The sequence below is a fragment of the Planococcus sp. TJ-307 genome, from assembly GCF_058268435.1.
The window spans coordinates 182,539-199,054 of sequence record NZ_JBZDOJ010000005.1 but is presented as its reverse complement, the minus strand read 5'-3'; the positions used below and the strand labels follow the sequence as shown (position 1 = coordinate 199,054).

22 protein-coding genes are annotated in these 16,516 nt (G+C 43.9%); 10 read left to right on the top strand and 12 right to left on the bottom strand.

Going from position 1 to position 16,516, the window contains the following annotated elements; all coding sequences use genetic code 11:
* Positions 1 to 167 precede the first annotated feature (167 nt).
* The 7 genes from AC4EHK_RS17040 to mnhG are packed head-to-tail and all read left to right on the top strand — an operon-like array spanning position 168 to position 5,944.
* On the top strand, positions 168 to 2,582 hold the full coding sequence (locus tag AC4EHK_RS17040; RefSeq protein WP_490979956.1) for a Na+/H+ antiporter subunit A: 2,415 nt from the start codon (positions 168 to 170) through the stop codon (positions 2,580 to 2,582).
* Positions 2,569 to 2,991 (top strand): Na(+)/H(+) antiporter subunit B, encoded by a 423-nt coding sequence (locus AC4EHK_RS17035; RefSeq protein ID WP_490979955.1) that lies wholly within the window; start codon positions 2,569 to 2,571, stop codon positions 2,989 to 2,991. The genes AC4EHK_RS17040 and AC4EHK_RS17035 overlap by 14 nt, the downstream gene beginning before the upstream one ends.
* The gene (locus tag AC4EHK_RS17030; RefSeq protein WP_490979954.1) at positions 2,991 to 3,338 is read left to right on the top strand and encodes a Na(+)/H(+) antiporter subunit C; all 348 of its coding nucleotides are present in this window, start codon (positions 2,991 to 2,993) and stop codon (positions 3,336 to 3,338) included. Before AC4EHK_RS17035 ends, AC4EHK_RS17030 begins: the two co-directional genes overlap by 1 nt.
* Positions 3,331 to 4,812, top strand: coding sequence for a Na+/H+ antiporter subunit D (locus AC4EHK_RS17025; RefSeq protein WP_490979953.1), 1,482 nt, complete (start codon positions 3,331 to 3,333; stop codon positions 4,810 to 4,812). The genes AC4EHK_RS17030 and AC4EHK_RS17025 overlap by 8 nt, the downstream gene beginning before the upstream one ends.
* Positions 4,813 to 4,819: 7 nt before the next feature.
* Positions 4,820 to 5,299: a Na+/H+ antiporter subunit E gene (locus AC4EHK_RS17020; protein WP_490979952.1), complete on the top strand. Its 480-nt coding sequence runs from the start codon at positions 4,820 to 4,822 to the stop codon at positions 5,297 to 5,299.
* Complete coding sequence (locus tag AC4EHK_RS17015; RefSeq protein WP_490979951.1) at positions 5,296 to 5,577, top strand: Na(+)/H(+) antiporter subunit F1; 282 nt, start codon at positions 5,296 to 5,298, stop codon at positions 5,575 to 5,577. Before AC4EHK_RS17020 ends, AC4EHK_RS17015 begins: the two co-directional genes overlap by 4 nt.
* Complete coding sequence (gene mnhG, locus AC4EHK_RS17010) at positions 5,537 to 5,944, top strand: monovalent cation/H(+) antiporter subunit G (protein WP_490979950.1); 408 nt, start codon at positions 5,537 to 5,539, stop codon at positions 5,942 to 5,944. The genes AC4EHK_RS17015 and mnhG overlap by 41 nt, the downstream gene beginning before the upstream one ends.
* Positions 5,945 to 5,981: 37 nt before the next feature.
* Here the strand turns inward: mnhG and AC4EHK_RS17005 are convergent, their stop codons facing one another.
* Positions 5,982 to 7,475 carry a leucyl aminopeptidase gene (locus tag AC4EHK_RS17005; protein WP_490979949.1) on the bottom strand — a complete coding sequence of 498 codons (1,494 nt, stop codon included), beginning with the start codon at positions 7,473 to 7,475 and terminating at the stop codon, positions 5,982 to 5,984.
* Positions 7,476 to 7,624: 149 nt separating this feature from the next.
* Here AC4EHK_RS17005 and AC4EHK_RS17000 point away from each other — a divergent pair, with 149 nt between their 5' ends.
* Positions 7,625 to 8,101 (top strand): divergent PAP2 family protein, encoded by a 477-nt coding sequence (locus AC4EHK_RS17000; protein WP_490979948.1) that lies wholly within the window; start codon positions 7,625 to 7,627, stop codon positions 8,099 to 8,101.
* A gap of 47 nt (positions 8,102 to 8,148) precedes the next feature.
* Here AC4EHK_RS17000 and AC4EHK_RS16995 read toward each other — a convergent pair whose 3' ends face one another.
* From AC4EHK_RS16995 to AC4EHK_RS16970, 6 genes are all read right to left on the bottom strand, one after another.
* Entirely contained in the window at positions 8,149 to 8,478 is a 330-nt protein-coding gene (locus tag AC4EHK_RS16995) for a YuiB family protein (RefSeq protein ID WP_490979947.1), read from the bottom strand.
* 397 nt (positions 8,479 to 8,875) lie between these two features.
* Positions 8,876 to 9,001: a YuiA family protein gene (locus tag AC4EHK_RS16990; protein ID WP_490979946.1), complete on the bottom strand. Its 126-nt coding sequence runs from the start codon at positions 8,999 to 9,001 to the stop codon at positions 8,876 to 8,878.
* Positions 9,002 to 9,129: 128 nt separating this feature from the next.
* On the bottom strand, positions 9,130 to 9,627 hold the full coding sequence (locus AC4EHK_RS16985; RefSeq protein ID WP_490979945.1) for an NUDIX domain-containing protein: 498 nt from the start codon (positions 9,625 to 9,627) through the stop codon (positions 9,130 to 9,132).
* A 106-nt stretch (positions 9,628 to 9,733) separates the two neighbouring features.
* Complete coding sequence (locus AC4EHK_RS16980; RefSeq protein ID WP_490979972.1) at positions 9,734 to 10,948, bottom strand: NAD(P)/FAD-dependent oxidoreductase; 1,215 nt, start codon at positions 10,946 to 10,948, stop codon at positions 9,734 to 9,736.
* A gap of 176 nt (positions 10,949 to 11,124) precedes the next feature.
* Positions 11,125 to 11,487, bottom strand: a complete 363-nt coding sequence (locus AC4EHK_RS16975) for a HesB/IscA family protein (protein ID WP_490979944.1) — start codon at positions 11,485 to 11,487, stop codon at positions 11,125 to 11,127.
* Between the two features lie 158 nt (positions 11,488 to 11,645).
* Entirely contained in the window at positions 11,646 to 11,882 is a 237-nt protein-coding gene (locus AC4EHK_RS16970; protein WP_142828952.1) for a NifU family protein, read from the bottom strand.
* Positions 11,883 to 11,965: 83 nt separating this feature from the next.
* Here AC4EHK_RS16970 and AC4EHK_RS16965 point away from each other — a divergent pair, with 83 nt between their 5' ends.
* Positions 11,966 to 12,292, top strand: a complete 327-nt coding sequence (locus tag AC4EHK_RS16965; RefSeq protein WP_490979943.1) for a YuzD family protein — start codon at positions 11,966 to 11,968, stop codon at positions 12,290 to 12,292.
* A gap of 32 nt (positions 12,293 to 12,324) precedes the next feature.
* Here the strand turns inward: AC4EHK_RS16965 and AC4EHK_RS16960 are convergent, their stop codons facing one another.
* Positions 12,325 to 13,392, bottom strand: a complete 1,068-nt coding sequence (locus AC4EHK_RS16960; RefSeq protein WP_490979942.1) for an NAD(P)/FAD-dependent oxidoreductase — start codon at positions 13,390 to 13,392, stop codon at positions 12,325 to 12,327.
* Between the two features lie 152 nt (positions 13,393 to 13,544).
* Between AC4EHK_RS16960 and AC4EHK_RS16955 the strand changes: the two genes are divergently transcribed.
* Positions 13,545 to 13,781, top strand: a complete 237-nt coding sequence (locus tag AC4EHK_RS16955; RefSeq protein WP_006828519.1) for a YuzB family protein — start codon at positions 13,545 to 13,547, stop codon at positions 13,779 to 13,781.
* Positions 13,782 to 13,842: 61 nt separating this feature from the next.
* Here the strand turns inward: AC4EHK_RS16955 and AC4EHK_RS16950 are convergent, their stop codons facing one another.
* The 4 genes from AC4EHK_RS16950 to lipA all read right to left on the bottom strand — a co-directional run bounded on the left by AC4EHK_RS16950 (position 13,843) and on the right by lipA (position 16,409).
* Positions 13,843 to 14,616, bottom strand: a complete 774-nt coding sequence (locus AC4EHK_RS16950) for a TIGR01457 family HAD-type hydrolase (RefSeq protein WP_490979941.1) — start codon at positions 14,614 to 14,616, stop codon at positions 13,843 to 13,845.
* Positions 14,606 to 15,061, bottom strand: a complete 456-nt coding sequence (locus tag AC4EHK_RS16945; protein ID WP_490979940.1) for a DUF86 domain-containing protein — start codon at positions 15,059 to 15,061, stop codon at positions 14,606 to 14,608. Before AC4EHK_RS16945 ends, AC4EHK_RS16950 begins: the two co-directional genes overlap by 11 nt.
* Before the next feature lie 82 nt (positions 15,062 to 15,143).
* Entirely contained in the window at positions 15,144 to 15,470 is a 327-nt protein-coding gene (locus AC4EHK_RS16940; protein WP_490979971.1) for a YutD family protein, read from the bottom strand.
* Between the two features lie 15 nt (positions 15,471 to 15,485).
* The gene (lipA, locus tag AC4EHK_RS16935; protein WP_490979939.1) at positions 15,486 to 16,409 is read right to left on the bottom strand and encodes a lipoyl synthase; all 924 of its coding nucleotides are present in this window, start codon (positions 16,407 to 16,409) and stop codon (positions 15,486 to 15,488) included.
* Between the last annotated feature and the right edge of the window lie 107 nt (positions 16,410 to 16,516).

Here is a 16,516-nt window from a genome sequence, read left to right as displayed (position 1 = left end):
ATCCAAATTCACAAAATTAACTTAAATGGGTTTCTTCCTATCTAAAAAGCTTGAGAGAACTTTGATAGATTCGGCTTTCTTGGTAGATGAATCATGCAAATCCACTCCATTTGCGTTATAATTTCTAATTAGAAACTCATCACATATACGCTGGAAGGAGGATTCATTTGTCATTTGTATTTTTAATCTTTTTACCTTTGCTTGCAGCTCTTTTTATTCCGCTGCTATTTAAGAAAGTCGGAAAGATCCATACGGGTTGGTTTGTGTTGGTTGTGCCCGTCGTTTTATTCATTTACTATGTATCATTGCTCCCAACTACCATCGATGGCGGCAACCTAGTCTCTGAATTCCAATGGATTCCTTCACTTGATATCGCGTTCGTCGCGTATATCGACGGACTAAGCCTGCTGTTTACATTACTGATTACCGGCATCGGGGCTTTAGTGGTGCTGTACTCGATATTTTATTTAGACAAGCACCGTGAACAATTACATAATTTCTATGTTTATCTCCTGATGTTCATGACGGCGATGCTCGGCATTGTCCAAAGTGACCACTTGATCACCCTCTACCTGTTTTGGGAATTGACCTCCATTTCATCTTTCCTATTGATCGGTTATTGGTACACCCGTGATCGTTCAAGGTTCGGTGCATTAAAATCTATGATGATCACCGTTTTTGGAGGACTGATGATGCTTGGGGGCTTTGTACTGCTGAGCATTATGGGCAATACATACTCAATACGCGAATTGATTACGCAAGCTCCCGAAATGGTCACGCACGATTTCTTCATATGGGCTCTTGTCTTGGTGCTGCTCGGTGCATTTACCAAGTCGGCCCAATTCCCGTTCTATATCTGGCTTCCAGATGCAATGGAAGCACCTACCCCTGTCAGTGCTTATTTGCACTCTGCGACAATGGTAAAAGCAGGTCTTTATTTAGTTGCTCGTCTAACTCCTGTTTTTGCCATATCCGGAACATGGATGTGGTTGGTTGCTGGAGTCGGATTGTTTACAATGTTTTGGGGTTCGTTCTTTGCACTAAAACAAAAAGACTTGAAGGGCATCTTGGCATTTTCAACGGTTTCCCAGCTTGGTTTGATCATGTCGCTTCTCGGGGCATCAGCCGCTGGTTACCATATTGAAAATATTGCGGGAACCTCTTTCATGTATGCGGGTTTTGCGGCGATATTCCATCTGATTAATCATGCTGTCTTTAAAGGCAGCCTGTTCATGGTCGCTGGAATTATTGACCACGAAACAGGCACTCGAGACATTCGCAAACTTGGCGGACTGATGAGCTTAATGCCAATCAGTTTCACTGTTGCGATGATCGGAGCCTTCTCTATGGCAGGCCTGCCTCCATTCGGCGGCTTCCTAAGCAAAGAAATGTTCTTGACAGCTATGCTGTCACTAACAGAATTTGATTTATTTTCAATGGATGTATGGGGAGTTCTCTTCCCTGTAGTCGCCTGGCTTGGTTCAGTATTTACATTTATCTACAGCTTCTATTTTGTGTTCCATACGTTTGCCGGCAAACACAAACCGGATCAATTGCCAAAACCAGCCCATGAAGCGCCAATCGGCATGCTGATTTCACCTGTGTTTCTTGCCATTTTAGTTATCGTGATTTTCTTCATCCCAAATCACGTAGGCAACTGGCTCGTGAAACCCGCCGTTATGGCCATGCAGCCTTTCTTGTACAGTTCACCCGCAGAAGTGGATGTTCACGTATCCGCGTGGCATGGTTTCAACACCGAACTCTTTATGACCCTCGGTATTTTTGCGGTCGGTGGCTTGATGTTCTGGACGCTGCACAAATGGCAGAAAAGCTATGAGCGTTTCCCAGATTCAATATCGCTAAACGCTTTATACGATAACTTGCTGTACCTCAGCGACGGTGGAGCAAACCGCTTTTCTATGTTGTATATGACTGGTTTTATTCGCTCCTATTTGGTGTACATGTTCAGTTTCGTTATCTTCATCCTTTTGGGAACATTGTATCTGACTGATGCATTTGTATTGGATTTAACCAACATTGCTCCAGTCGGTTTTTATGAAATTGTTATACTCATTGCCTTAATTGGTTCTACCATGACTATTCTTGTATCAAAATCAAGGCTGACGGCCATCATCGCTTTGGGAGCAGTCGGTTACTCAGTTGCCTTGTTCTTTGTTATTTTCCGCGCACCTGATTTAGCTTTGACCCAATTGGTCATTGAAACGATTTCCGTTGCCATGTTCTTATTGGCATTTTATCACTTGCCTCAGATGAGCCGAAAAGAAGAACGAATGGGCTTCCGTTTAGGAAATGCTGTTGTTGCAGTGGGAGTCGGCATTACGATGACTTTAATTGCTTTGGCATCCCATTCGCAAAAAGCCTTGCCTTCCATTTCCGAGTTTTACAAAGAAACGGTGTATACGGAAGCTGGCGGCGGAAATATCGTCAACGTTATCTTGGTGGATTATCGCGGGTTTGATACATTGTTTGAGATTGCTGTACTCGGCATAACGGCTATCGGCATCATCACCATGATCAAACTGCGCTTGTCTAAAAAGGAGGATCAGCATGAAAACAAATGATGTTATGCTTCAAACGGCCACTAAAGTAGTGACTTTCATCATTTTGATGTTCGCTGTCCACATTTTCTTTGCAGGGCATTATACACCAGGTGGTGGATTTGTCGGCGGATTATTGACGACCAGCGCAATTGTCCTGCTGATGCTTGCTTTCGACCTGGAAACGGTAAAAAAAATATTGCCGATAAATTACGTAACCATGACTGCAATCGGCTTATTGCTGGCACTTGCCACAGCTGCTGCATCTATCATTTTCGATGTTCCATTCTTCACTCACGCTTATGATTACTATAATTTACCGCTTTTCGGTAATACGTCTCTGCATTCGGCCTTGCTGTTCGACATTGGCGTTTACCTGGTTGTTGTCGGTGTAACGATGACCATTATTCAAACGATTGGAGAGGATGGATAATGGAAATAATTATGTCGGTTGCCATTGGATTTCTCTTTATGGCAGCTGTTTACTTAATGCTTTCAAAAAGCTTAATCCGTATAGTTATTGGGACAGGGTTGCTGAGCCATGGCGCTCACCTTCTGTTATTGACTATGGGTGGACTTGGTGGAAACTCGCCTCCTGTAGTAGCTGATGGCGTTAGCATCAGCGATTATGCTGACCCGCTGCCCCAGGCTTTGATTTTGACTGCTATTGTCATTTCATTTGCCGTTACATCATTTTTCCTTGTGCTTGCGTATCGTTCTTATCAGGAGCTCGGTACCGACAATATGGATTTGCTGAGAGGAACTGAAGATCATGAGTAACTTACTTCTATTTCCAATCATCATCCCGTTCTTTTTCGCTATTATCCTGATGATTTTCCCGAAGCGCTTAAAGCTTCAACGCATACTCGCTGCTATAGGCGTAGTAGTAACTTTAATCTCTGCAATCGTCCTGCTCACAAAAGTTCATGCAGATGGTGTACAAGTAGTTACACTCGGCAGCTGGCCGGCACCCTTTGGTATTTCAATGGTCTCGGATCCACTGTCGGCCTTATTGGTTCTTACTTCCTCAATTATCACCTTGTTCGTCGTTTTCTACAGCTTTCCAACCATTGGTATGAAGCGCGAACAATCTTATTACTACCCTGCCGTTTTATTCTTGATGGTCGGCGTTAACGGCGCTTTCACGACGGGGGATATTTTCAACTTATTCGTATTTGTTGAAGTATTGCTAATGGCTTCTTATACATTGATTGTGCATGGTGGAGAAAAACCGCAACTGCGTGAATCCATTAAGTACTTGCTGGTAAACATCATTTCATCCGCTTTGTTTGTTGCAGCCGTTGCGTTCCTTTACTCGGTTACAGGGACTTTGAACATGGCCGATTTGGCTGTAAAGATTCCACAAATTGAAGAAACAGGAATCTTGACCGTTATTGCTGTCATGTTTCTGGTTGTCTTTGGCTTTAAAGCAGCCATCTTCCCTTTGTATTTCTGGTTGCCAGGGTCTTACTATTCACCGCCGATTCCCATATTGGCGTTGTTCGGGGCATTGCTGACAAAAGTCGGCGTCTATGCGATTATGCGTACATACACGTTGTTCTTTACTATGAACGTCGGATTTACTCATGAATTGCTTGGCATCATTGCCATCCTGACCATTCTTGCCGGTTGTGTTGGCGCACTTGCCTATTTTGATGTGAAAAAAATTATTATTTACAACATTATTATTGCTGTCGGCGTTATTTTGTTCGGCATTGCTCAATTGAACCAGCCTGGAGTAGAAGGATCCATTTTCTACCTGCTCCATGATATGCTGATCAAAGCCGCTCTGTTCTTCCTTGTAGGAATTGTTGCCATATTGTTTGGCACTACTGACCTTCGGAAAATGGGTGGCCTAATCAAAACTTACCCTGTTCTTGGCTGGACGTATTTGGTTGCAGCATTTGGACTGGCTGGCATTCCACCGCTCAGCGGATTTCCCGGAAAACTGCTGATTGTCCAAGGAGGATTTGAAGGCCCGCAATTTTGGGGCAGCATCGTCATTCTGGCAACCAGCCTAATCGTCTTGTTAAGTGCAGTTCGTATTTTCATCTATGCTTTCTGGGGCGAACCGGTTGAAACCGTTCCACTGAAAAAGTCAGTGTTTAATCAAATGTTCATTCCGACAGTAATCCTTGTTGCCATTACCGTGGTATTCGGGGTCGGCGCGGAACTCTTCATGCCGTTTATTTCAGGCGCAGGTGAAGTGTTGCTGAATCCATCCATCTATATTGATGCGGTCTTAAAGGAGTAGATGACACATGGCGTTACAAATCTTATTGAATTTCTTTCTGGCTGTTGTCTGGATGTTCATGACTGTTTCCTTTAGTCCCGCTGGATTTGCAATTGGCTTTCTGATCGGTCTGGGAGTCATCATACTGATGCGTCGGTTCTTTTCATATCGGCTCTACATTTTACGTGTATGGGCCATCGCCAGATTGTTCTTGTTGTTTCTTAAAGAGCTTGCGATGTCGAGCATCCAGGTTTTACGGATTGTCATCAAACCAAATATGAACTTAAAACCAGCAATCTTCGAGTTGGAAACTGAACTGAAAGAAGATTGGGAAATTACTTTGCTGTCCGCTTTAATCACGCTGACACCTGGAACACTGGTTGTCGGCATTTCAGACGATCAGAAAAGGCTTTACATCCATGCGCTCGATTTTGAAGACATTGATGATGCGGTCAGTTCAATCAAGGAAACATTTGAACGAGCCATTTTGGAGGTGAGCCGCCCATGATGATGTTTTATTGGATTTCTCTAATCATTGTCAGTCTAGCTTTTACCGGCCTGCTATTTCGGCTCGTTAAAGGCCCGACTATCGCCGACCGGGTAGTGGCACTGGATGCCATCGGAATATCCCTTGTTTCTATTGTTGCCTTGCTGTCATTGATTATCGAAACAGAGTTTTTTCTGGAAGTCATCTTGCTGCTAAGTATCTTATCGTTTATCGGAACTATTGCTTTTGCGAAATTCCTTGAGAGAGGAGAGATTTTCGATCGAAACAACAATCGTTAACATCCTCATCATCCTATTAATGAGCACAGGAGTCATTTTCAGCCTTGTAACTGCACTGGGACTTATCAGGCTGCCAGATGTCTATACACGAACGCACGCAGCCTCTAAGAGCTCAACACTCGGTGTTCTCTGTGTGTTGACTGCGACGTTCATTCATTTCTGGTTAATTGAAGGCATTTTCAACACACAGATGGTCATCGCGATTGTCTTCTTGTTTATCACAGCGCCTGTCGGAGGGCATATGATTGGACGAGCTGCATACATGTCCGGCATCAAAGTGGCCGACGAAACAGTGCGTGATGATATGGAAGATGCCTTAGAAGAACGAAAGAAAAGACTGATGGACAACAAACCAACAGAACAATAAAAATAGCCTGCAGGCATGTTGCCTGCAGGCTATTTTTTTATTGCTCGTCTGCCATTTTTTCAACCAGCATCGCTAATGTTCTGACCATGGCGCCCGTTCCGCCTTTGGGTCCGAGATCATGAGGACCCTCTGCGTCGGAAGTACCGGCAATGTCCAAGTGAATCCAAGGTGTGTCCCCTGCAAATTCCCCAACAAAGCCGCCGCCAAAAATCATGTGGCCATCCCGTCCCGGTGAGTTGTTCAAGTCTGCAACATTGCTTTTCCGAATCCGTTTTTTATCGCTCTCTGTCAATGGCAAGCGCCAAACAAATTCGCCGCTTTCCACAGATGCCTCCAGGAAGGTTTCAAAAAATGCTTCATCGTTTGTCAACGCACCGGTTTTGTCTTTTCCTAATGCGACAATAACGCCGCCGGTCAGTGTCGCCACATCGACAATGCGCGTTGCGCCCATTTGCTTCGCATAGCTGACGGAATCAGCCAGTACGAGCCGGCCTTCAGCATCCGTGTTGAGGATCTCAATGGTTTTTCCACTCATGGATGTAATGACGTCATCCGGTTTAAAAGCATGGCCCGAAATCATATTATCGGTTGCTGCAATTACTGCCAGCACATTTTTCTCCGGCTGCAGTTCGCCAATGATTTTCATCGCACCTAGCACCGCAGCAGCACCACCCATATCGCCTTTCATTCCCACAATGCCGTCTTTTGGCTTGATTGAGTAGCCGCCTGTGTCGAAGGTTACTCCTTTGCCAACAAGCGCTAAGGGGTCTTCAAAGCCTTGTGTCGCTTTGTATTTTAAGACAATTACACGCGGCTCTTCGATAGAGCCCTGGTTGACCGCCAGAATTGCGCCCATTCCAAGCTCTTCAATTTCAGCCTTGCCTAAAATATCTGTTTCAAAGCCATACGTTTCTCCAAGTTCTCGTGCATACTCGCCCATTGCTGTAGCAGTCAAAATGTTCGCAGGCATGTTGACAAGAGTTCTCGCTTCGTTGACCGACTGGCCAAAAACAGAACCTACGATTGCAGCAGACTCTACATCTTCCGTTGACTCTTCTGCCAATAAGGTCACGGACTCCAGTTCCACCTGCGTTTCATTGGACGTGGTCTTGTAATCATCAAAACTGTAACCGCCCATGGTAATGCCTTCAGCAGCCAAAAACGCGACGTCTTCTGGTGTCATTCGATCGTTTTCAAACGACTCTAAATAAATTGCGGCATGTTTTATTTTTTTCTTCGCCAATTCCTTGCCAGCCAGCCCGAAGCAAGAACGAAGATCTTCTTCTGTCAATTTTTTGCGGTCATTTAAACCTACAAATAATACGCGCGGAATATCCCCTGACAGCGTCGGATAAGTAATCAAAGACTTTAAATCGAAAGACAAGTCCTGCTTGATCCATCCTTCTAATTTGCCATCAAAGCGCTCTGCGAATTCGCTCCATCCCTTGCTGTTTTCCGGATGCCGGCTCAGGCCGACAATGAGGATTTCGGCTCCGCTGTCTTGTGAATGCTGCTGTAAGTTGATTTGCATAAAATTCCTCCTTTTTACGTTCTCTTCAAGTGTAGCATGTAATCCGAGTTCCGAGTAGTTCGGGTAACGAAGGAATTAACATCCATTGTATTTTTCGTGTCTATGATATACTATGAGAACCTATTGGCATAGAAAGGCTGTGGTTCCGCATGGAAATTTTCTCTAATCATCCCCTTATGATCGCTTTGTTTGCCATCGTATTTGCTCAATTTGTTAAAATCCCCATCCAATATGCTGTAACGCGTGAACTCGACTGGAAGCTTTTCTCGTCAACAGGCGGTATGCCCAGCTCCCACTCAGCCGCTGTAACCTCATTAACTACGGCTGTAGCGTTCGAACATGGCGTTTCTTCCACGATATTTGCAGTGTCAACTATGTTTGCCGTTATTACCATGTACGATGCCACAGGCGTTCGTTTTCAAGCTGGGCAACAAGCCTTGACCATCAACAAAATGCGGCAGGACATCTACCTCTTCATGGATGAAACCAGAAAATGGCCTCAGAAAAAAGAAGAGGAAAAGATCCAAGAACTTAAAACCCTGCTTGGACATAAACCGAGTGAAGTGTTTATGGGCGCATTAACAGGCATCGCAATTTCCTTCATTTTTTACGGAATGCTAAGTTAACAATAAAAAATCGCCGAATCCGGAAAACCGGATTCGGCGATTTTTTATTAAAACATTTGATAACCCATTTTGCGAAGAACTTTCATGACAAAGCCCGAAGTGATGGCACCCGCCCAGCCAGCAAGCAGGACGGCGATATCACTGCTCGTCATGGAAGTGATGGTATCTCCGAGCATCGCGAAGGATTCACCCGGATTTGTAAAGTAATCGAAAACGCCCACATCATCTACAACCAATAAGATGACAATTGGGTAAACAATAGCCATCAGCCATGTCATACGAAGCAGCATATTCAATAAGAAACCGATTCCGAAAAACATAACGTAAAAAAGCAACATGGAAATAATCAATTGCACAATAGTAAATGAACTGTTCATAAACTCTAACCTCCGTTATTCCTTTCATCAGTTTACCCGAAAAAACAAAGGCTTTCAATCCAGCAGGACAGAGTTCATTGCTTTGTCACTTATAGAGGAACTGGGCAAGACAAAAATGGCTCCACACTGCATTTTTTCAAATAAAAAGAAGCAAACGGTGTTGCACAATCCGTTTGCTTCTTAATAAAAAAAGTAGAAAGCTTTCAAAATCCGTTTATGAGGTACAAGTCTGAAGAGATCCAGCCTGGGGACGGCTTGAGCCATTTCCATTCATTCTTCCTGAATTCCTTGAACTACTAAACTAGAGGACATGAACAATGTGGTGAGGCAGATTGTTGTTGCCCCGTGTATCGTATCCACCATTCACTGCATGAGAGGATCAAAACTATAAAACTACTTATTTTTTGCCTGTACCCGAACAGCAGGAGCAAGTTTCTGAACCGCCCAGTCGCAATTGGAAGTAGCCTTGTCCTGAGCAATAAGGGCATTTATTGACGCTTTTAGCTTTTTTGAAGATCGTCATCCGAAACACCTCCTTTTGTTCTTGTTTGTAATATTCTGATAATATAACATGGAATGTTTTAAAGCGCAACTAAAAAGTGAAAACACTGGTAGCAATAGCTTTCTTTCTTCGCAACTAAAACTTAAGACCTATTTTTTGAAGAACAACTTATAGTCCGAATAGCCAAAAACCTTTCCTGGATCCACATCTTCTATGGGCTCCAGCCCTTCCTCCAGCACATAAGTAGCCATTTCACGCAGCATGATGGAAGCTTCTGCATCGTTGGACAACTCTGACGGAAATAGCCATCCCGCCTCGTACAGCTCAGAAAGTTGCGCACTGATGGGTTGTTCTTCGTTTTTTGCTTTTAATAAAAAGATGGCCATATTGTCGCTGATTTGTTCTCGAATAACGCCGGAACGAAAGCCAATCATTTCTATTAACTCGCAAGCTATCCCCGTTTCTTCTTCTACCTCCCGCAAAGCTGCTTGGTCGACAGTTTCGTTTCCTTGCACAAATCCGGCCGGAAGTGACCATTTCCCGTGCAGTCCCCCGTATCTCTTTTTCACTACCAGCCATTGGCCTTTAGAGTTTATGACAAGTCCCGCTGCTCCGAGCCATACATTTCCACGTTTTGATGTTGCCATAGATTCGGTCTCCCTCCAATAATCACTAACAGCTTTCGTTTGCTCAGCTGACAGGTTCCATACAATAAAAAAAGCTCCCCGCTAAGGGAGCTTTGGATCGTCCATTTTACAGAACGTTGAATTTACCTTTTTTCAGAACCAGCATTGGTCCACCAATCATAAACAACGCGCGGTTATCAATCATTTTCTTCATGAATGATGCACGTTTGCCTGTTACTTTTTTGCCGAATACGACACCAATCGCGTCGTCATCTCCAAGTGAACAAACAGTTCCTTTAAGATCTGGAATGAATTCGACAGTCGTTTCTCCGCCCATCAACGATTTTAGATTTTTCGCTACGTTTTCACCTTGCTGCATAGCAATCTGTGCAGTTGGCGGATACGGGCGATTCGTTTCCTCGTTGATCATCAATGCGCAGTCACCGATAATGAAGACATCGTCATAACCTGGTGCACGCAAATCTTTGTCGACTTTCACGCGTGCGCGCATGTTTTCGATTGAAGTAGCTTCAATCAATCGGTTGCCGCGAACGCCTGCAGCCCAAACAACTGTACCAGCTTTGATAAAGTCAAACTCATCATCGCCTTTTTTGATTTTTACGCCTTCAGGAGTCGCTTCTACAACAGGCGTGCCGATTGAGAATTCGATTCCTTTAGACTCTAAATGGCCTACTGCGTAGTTGACAAGTTCTGGATCAAAGCCAGGCAATACCATTGGGGCAGCCTCTACACAAACAACGCGTACTTTTTCACGCGGAACATCAAACTCTTTGCATAGCTCAGGAACACGGTTAGCCAATTCCCCAAGGAATTCGATGCCCGTAAATCCAGCTCCGCCAACAATAATTGTTAAACGGCTATCGTCTTTTACTGGTTCAGCAGACCATGTCGCAAACTGGAACTCAATATGCTCACGAATATAGCGTGCAGCTTTAACATTGGCGATGGATAAAGCGTATTTATCAAGGCCTTCAATTCCGAACGTTTCACCTTCGAAACCAAGCGCAATGACAATGTAATCATATGTGAACTCGCCATTGTCGGTCGAAACTTTTTTAGCATCCACATCAATAGCTTCTACAGTCGCCTGTACAAACTTAACTTTAATGCTGTCAATCACATCTGTGATATCATAACGCACTTGGTCTGGAAGCAACGTACCTGCAGCTGCTTCATGAAGCCATGTGCTTTCGTAATGGTATTCATTCTTATTGATCAATGTAATGTCCGCAGCATCTGTGCCAAGAACTTTTTGCAAGTTTACTACAGTAGTCAAACCACCGTAACCTGCTCCTAATACTAATATTGACGGTCTTTTCAACACAATCGCAACCACCTTCAAGTCATTTTTTAACCGAATGTCGGCAAGGCAGTCAAACCTTGGCGCACCGATAAACATCTATCCTCTATATTAGCCTTAATATCATATGATTTCAACCAGGTAATGCGCTTAGTGGCACTTATCCACAACAAAAAAAGCCGGTTTGTGACCGACTGTTAACAATTTTCTGGAGTGCCTGCTTTTTTAGCTGTACGGAAAGAGGTTCCGCAGCCGCACGATGCAATGGCATTTGGATTTTCAATAGTAAAGCCGCCGCCCATGAGCGACTGTTTATAATCAACAACTGTGCCTTTCAAAATCGGGGCATCTTCTTTAGCAATCAAAAGCGGGATTCCAAACTGTTCATAAAGATCGTCTGCTTCACTTTTGGCTTTTTCAAATCCCATGCCGTATGTCAATCCGCTGCAACCGCCGCCTTTAACAGCTACGCGCAAAAAGGATCCTTCTTCTTCATTATGGCGCATCATTTCTTTTACTTGAAAAGATGCGGCTTCTGTAATTTCAACTACTTCTGTCAATTAAATCACCTTCCTATAAAGAGTATCATAGCAATTGTTTCTACTGTTGTTCAAGCCGTCCACCTTGGAACTCTTGACAACTTTGTCTAGCTGCAAAGTGGTTGCGCAGCTATGTATATTTTGTACAGAAAAAGGGACCTAGAAAAGGTCCCTTGGCATTAAAATACTTGTTCTACTTCTACGATGCCAGGAACTTCTTCTACTAACGCACGTTCAATCCCTGCTTTTAATGTAATGGTCGAACTTGGGCAGCTTCCGCATGCACCGAGCAGACGAAGTTTTACGATCCCGTCTTCTACATCGACAAGTTCGCAGTCCCCTCCGTCACGCAAAAGGAATGGACGCAATTTATCTAAGACTTCCATTACTTGATCTTCAATCAAAGCTTCAGTCATTTATATCGACTCCTTTCATTATAATCATTATAATGTGATTAGAGAGAAAAAGCCACTAATGAATTTAGAGGAGGACTAAAATTATGCAGAAAGAATTGTCCATTGAAGTCTACGGAACCGATGTGATCTGCGCAAGCTGTGTCAACGCGCCATCTTCCATTGATACTTACGAGTGGCTGGAAGCCGCCATCTCAAGGAAATACAAAGACCAGCCATTTTCAATTACCTATATTGACATTGAGAAACCTCTGGCACTTGAGCACCAAAAAGATTATGCACAGCGCATATTGGACGATGAATTTTTTTATCCGCTTGTTTTGATCGAAGGAGAAGTGGTCGGGGAAGGCTATGTTCAATTAAAGCCAGTGTACCGTGAACTTGAAAAGCATGGATTTTCTGAGGTGAAATAGAAAAAGCGCTCAATTTATGAGCGCTTTTTTCATTAGCCATTATGAAATTTGTACATCCAAAGTACGCCCGACTTCATCAAACGAGCGATGCGCCCGGTTACTGTACGGTCTGCTAAATAAGCAAACCCTTGTTTTTTGCCAAGAGAACCCAGGAAGCCTTTTAACTTAATTTCAGGCATGGTTTCAGGCAATGCCTCGCCTTTCCATGTGGCTTTTAATACTTTAACAATCTGTTCTGCCTGCTCTTCCGCTAATTGTGCAGAAGGCGCCATCGGCAATGCCGCACAATCTCCTACCACGTAGACATGCTCATCATGCGGCAGCTGGTGGTATTGGTTGATGACAACCCGTCCACTCAGATCGCTTTCAAGGCCGAGATCGCGCACCGGCTTAACCGGTTGGATGCCCGCTGTCCAAACAACCGCATCTACCGGAATCGTTTCTTCATGGTTGTAAAGCATATGAGGTGCCACTTGGGTGATATTTGAGTTGGATACCACGTCAACATTGTTGTTTTCAAACCATTTTCTGACGAAATTGCTTAAGCGCTCTGGAAAGTCACGCAGAATTCGGGGGCTGCGGTCAAACAGTTTGATTTTCAAGTCTTTTCGGCTTTCCCGCAATTCACTGGCCAATTCAATTCCGCTGAGTCCTGCGCCAACTACTCCTACTACTGCCCCTGAAGGCAAACCAAGCAACGCCTGATAAGTTGCACGGGATTTGCCGATGGTTTGGATGCTGTAAGTAAACTCCTCAGCTCCGGGCACATTGTGGTATTTGTCTTCGCAGCCTAAGCCAATAACCAGGTCGTCGTAGGCAATGCGTTCTCCATTTTCCATAAAGATGCATTTTTCCTGAAGGCCAATTTCGAGTATTTCACCATTCACAAGCTTTAAGCGCTCATGTTCCGGAAAAGGAACGCGGACGTCATGATCAGACTCTGTACCCGCAGCTAACGCATAGAATTCTGTCTTCATGCTGTGGAAAGGGGTCCGATCAATCAAAATTATTTCGGTATCCTGTGGAAGGTTAGCTGGCAATAAACGAAGCAAAATTCGCATGTTGCCGTAGCCGCCTCCAAGTAAAACTAATTTTCGCATAAAAATCTCCTTTAAATTTCGTCTGTCTCATCAATTTCTCACATATGAGTATAGCTGATTGTGATAACTTTCACAATGATTTATCCAGAAATCAATTAATTGACTCTGCACGCGAAAAAAGGTAGGATTTCGTTGTAGTGAGGTGACTTAGAATGAAACCAATTGTTGAATTTTGTATTAGCAATATTGCCAACGGTGCACAAGATTCTTTTGAAAAACTCGAACGGGATCCCAATCTCGATGTTTTGGAATACGGCTGTTTAAGCTATTGCACAAAATGTTCCGAGTCTTTATATGCCCTGGTCAATGGGGAAATCGTCGAAGCAGAATCTACGGATGAGCTGACGAAAAAAGTTTATGAGTTCATAGAAGAAAACCCGTTATTTTAAGCCGTTGAAAAGCGGCTTTTTTTCTTGTCCAAAAAACTGAAGGTTTTCTGTTAAGCTGCGCTCAGACATCCCAAAATCCAAGATTTTCAATTGAAAAGCTTGGTGGCTGCTCTTTTTTTAATACTGTCTCCATTCGAGTGACACCCGTATTGACGTGAACAGTGTCGATTCCAAAGCGGATTCCGGCCTGAATATCGGTATCATAATTATCCCCGACCATCACCATGTCACTTTTTCCAATGCCTGATTCATGATGAATAGCTTCCAGCATATGAATTTCCGGCTTGCCAATATAAACAGGATCTACATCAGTCGAAGCCGATACCAACGCCGTAAAAGCACCATTCCCCGGCATAAAGCCCTTTTCTGAAGGAAAGGCCATATCTTGATTGGTTGAGAGAAAGACTGCCCCTTTTCGAACTTCCAGACAAGCCGTTGCCAGTTTGTCATAAGTAATATTGCGGTCGATTCCCATCAGCACAATTTCTGCATCTCTGTCGACCTGTTCAATCCCTTCTTGTCGCAGCGCCTCATCCAAACCAGTTGATCCAATCAGATAAACGGTTTGTCCCGGGTACCAGCGTTTAATGTACTTGGCCGCTGCAATAGCCGAAGACACGATGCGCTCTTTTTTGGCATCAATGCCGAAACTTGCCATTTTATCTTTTAGCTGCTGCTGCGTCATGGAGGCATTGTTGGTGACAAAATAAGGCTCGATTCCTTTGAGCTGGAGACGCTCGACAAAACCGGCTGCTTCTTCAACCGGCTCTGTTCCGCGGTAAATTGTTCCATCCAAATCCAGGCAGTAGGCTCTATAAGCTTTCTTAATTGTCATCTTTCGCCTCCGGGATAAATGCCGAAACCGGCCCTAGTTCGTGAACAAGATAATGTTCAACTTTTGGTCCAAATGCTTTTAGCGACTCAAGATTGCTGTCAATAACAGCTATGATAGCTTGATGATCCACTTTCATAAACTCACGAACCAACATTTTCCGCAATGCAATCACCTGCTTCAACGGCTGATCCATTTCTTTCGTGATCACTTTCTCGTCCACCAAAATATCAATAATGTCATCGTAGCTGCCGGGATCGCGCATAATGAATCCATCAATCATCGAGTTTCCAACATCCACAATCGACTCGATAATATTTGCCCCTATACGTTCCAATGCCAGCTTCTCGCCGAATAGGGTCCACTGCTGTTGGTCTTCATAATATTCCAATAAAGAGTTCATATGCCCAATCGTTTCTGTGATGTTGCTGCGGTCAATAAAATACATAAAAATACCCTCCAATAGGCGTTAAAAAATCTTGCATTTCTTTCTTTATCATATCATAATGCATGAAAAAACCCCCGGCGGATCAAATGTCCGCTTCGGGAGTTTGCTGTTCAGGTTCTTCAATCGGTGGAGCAGCTTTTCCAACTTTCTTTATGACAAAATAGGCGCAACCAAAATTGCAATACTCATATAAATAGTCCTGCAAAGTGCTGATTTTCGTATCGTAAGTCGCCTTGTGGTTGGTATCTTCAAAAAATCCTTTTAAACGCAACTGACCGTATCCCCAGTCACCTAAAATATAATCGTATTTTGATAAAATCTCGCTAAAGCGGGCAGTGATTGCCTCTTCTTTAAACCCTTCACGATAATCAATTAATATGTCATAATCCCACTGATCCAATGTGATCAATTTTCTCACCATCCATTAGCTGTTAATAGCAGCTGCTTGCACTTCTCCGAGGCGCTGACGCTCTTTTGCAGCTGCATTGACTTGCTCATCCGCATGGTAGCTGCTTCGAACCAAAGGGCCTGCCTGGCAATGCGAGAACCCTTTTGTCATCGCAATCTCCCAGAATTCCTTGAATTCTTTTGGCGAATAATATTTTTGTACACTTAAATGTTTTTTTGTAGGCTGAAGATACTGGCCAATTGTCATAATATCGACATCATTTGCACGCAGATCATCCATAACTTCGATGATTTCCTCTTTTGTTTCACCGAGGCCAATCATCAATGAAGATTTAGTCGGAATCTCTGGATGCAGTTCTTTTGAGCGCTTCAATAACTCCAGTGAACGGTCATACTTGGCGCGTGCTCTCACTCTTGGCGTCAGACGACGTACAGTCTCTATATTGTGATTTAAAATATCCGGTTTTGCATCCATTAGCCGTTCCAGATTTTCATAGACTCCACCCATGTCAGACGGCAGGACTTCAATTGTTGTATAGGGATTGGCACGCTTGATCGCTCGGATGGTTTCAGCAAATACAGCCGAACCCCCGTCTTTCAAATCATCGCGCGCAACTGCAGTGATAACAGCGTGCTTCAAGTTCATCATCTTCACCGAAGCCGCAACACGTTCAGGCTCTTGCAAATCAAGTTCATTCGGCAAGCCGGTTTTCACCGCACAGAAGCGGCAAGCTCTCGTGCAAACAGCGCCAAGAATCATAAAAGTAGCGGTTCTCCGAGTACCCCAGCACTCATGGATGTTCGGGCATCTCGCTTCTTCGCAGACGGTATTCAGATTGTTTTCCCGCATCATTTTCTTTAAATCCGTATAGTTTTCATTGGTGTTCAGTTTGATCTTTAACCAATCGGGCTTTCTGAGATGTTCCTGCTTTGTTGACACGCACATCGTCCCCTATCTATCTGGTTTATGAATGGAATACAATTCTATTCCAAATGTATCATAAAGGCCTGTTCCTCACAAGCTCACATACTGGCTCATCTACATGG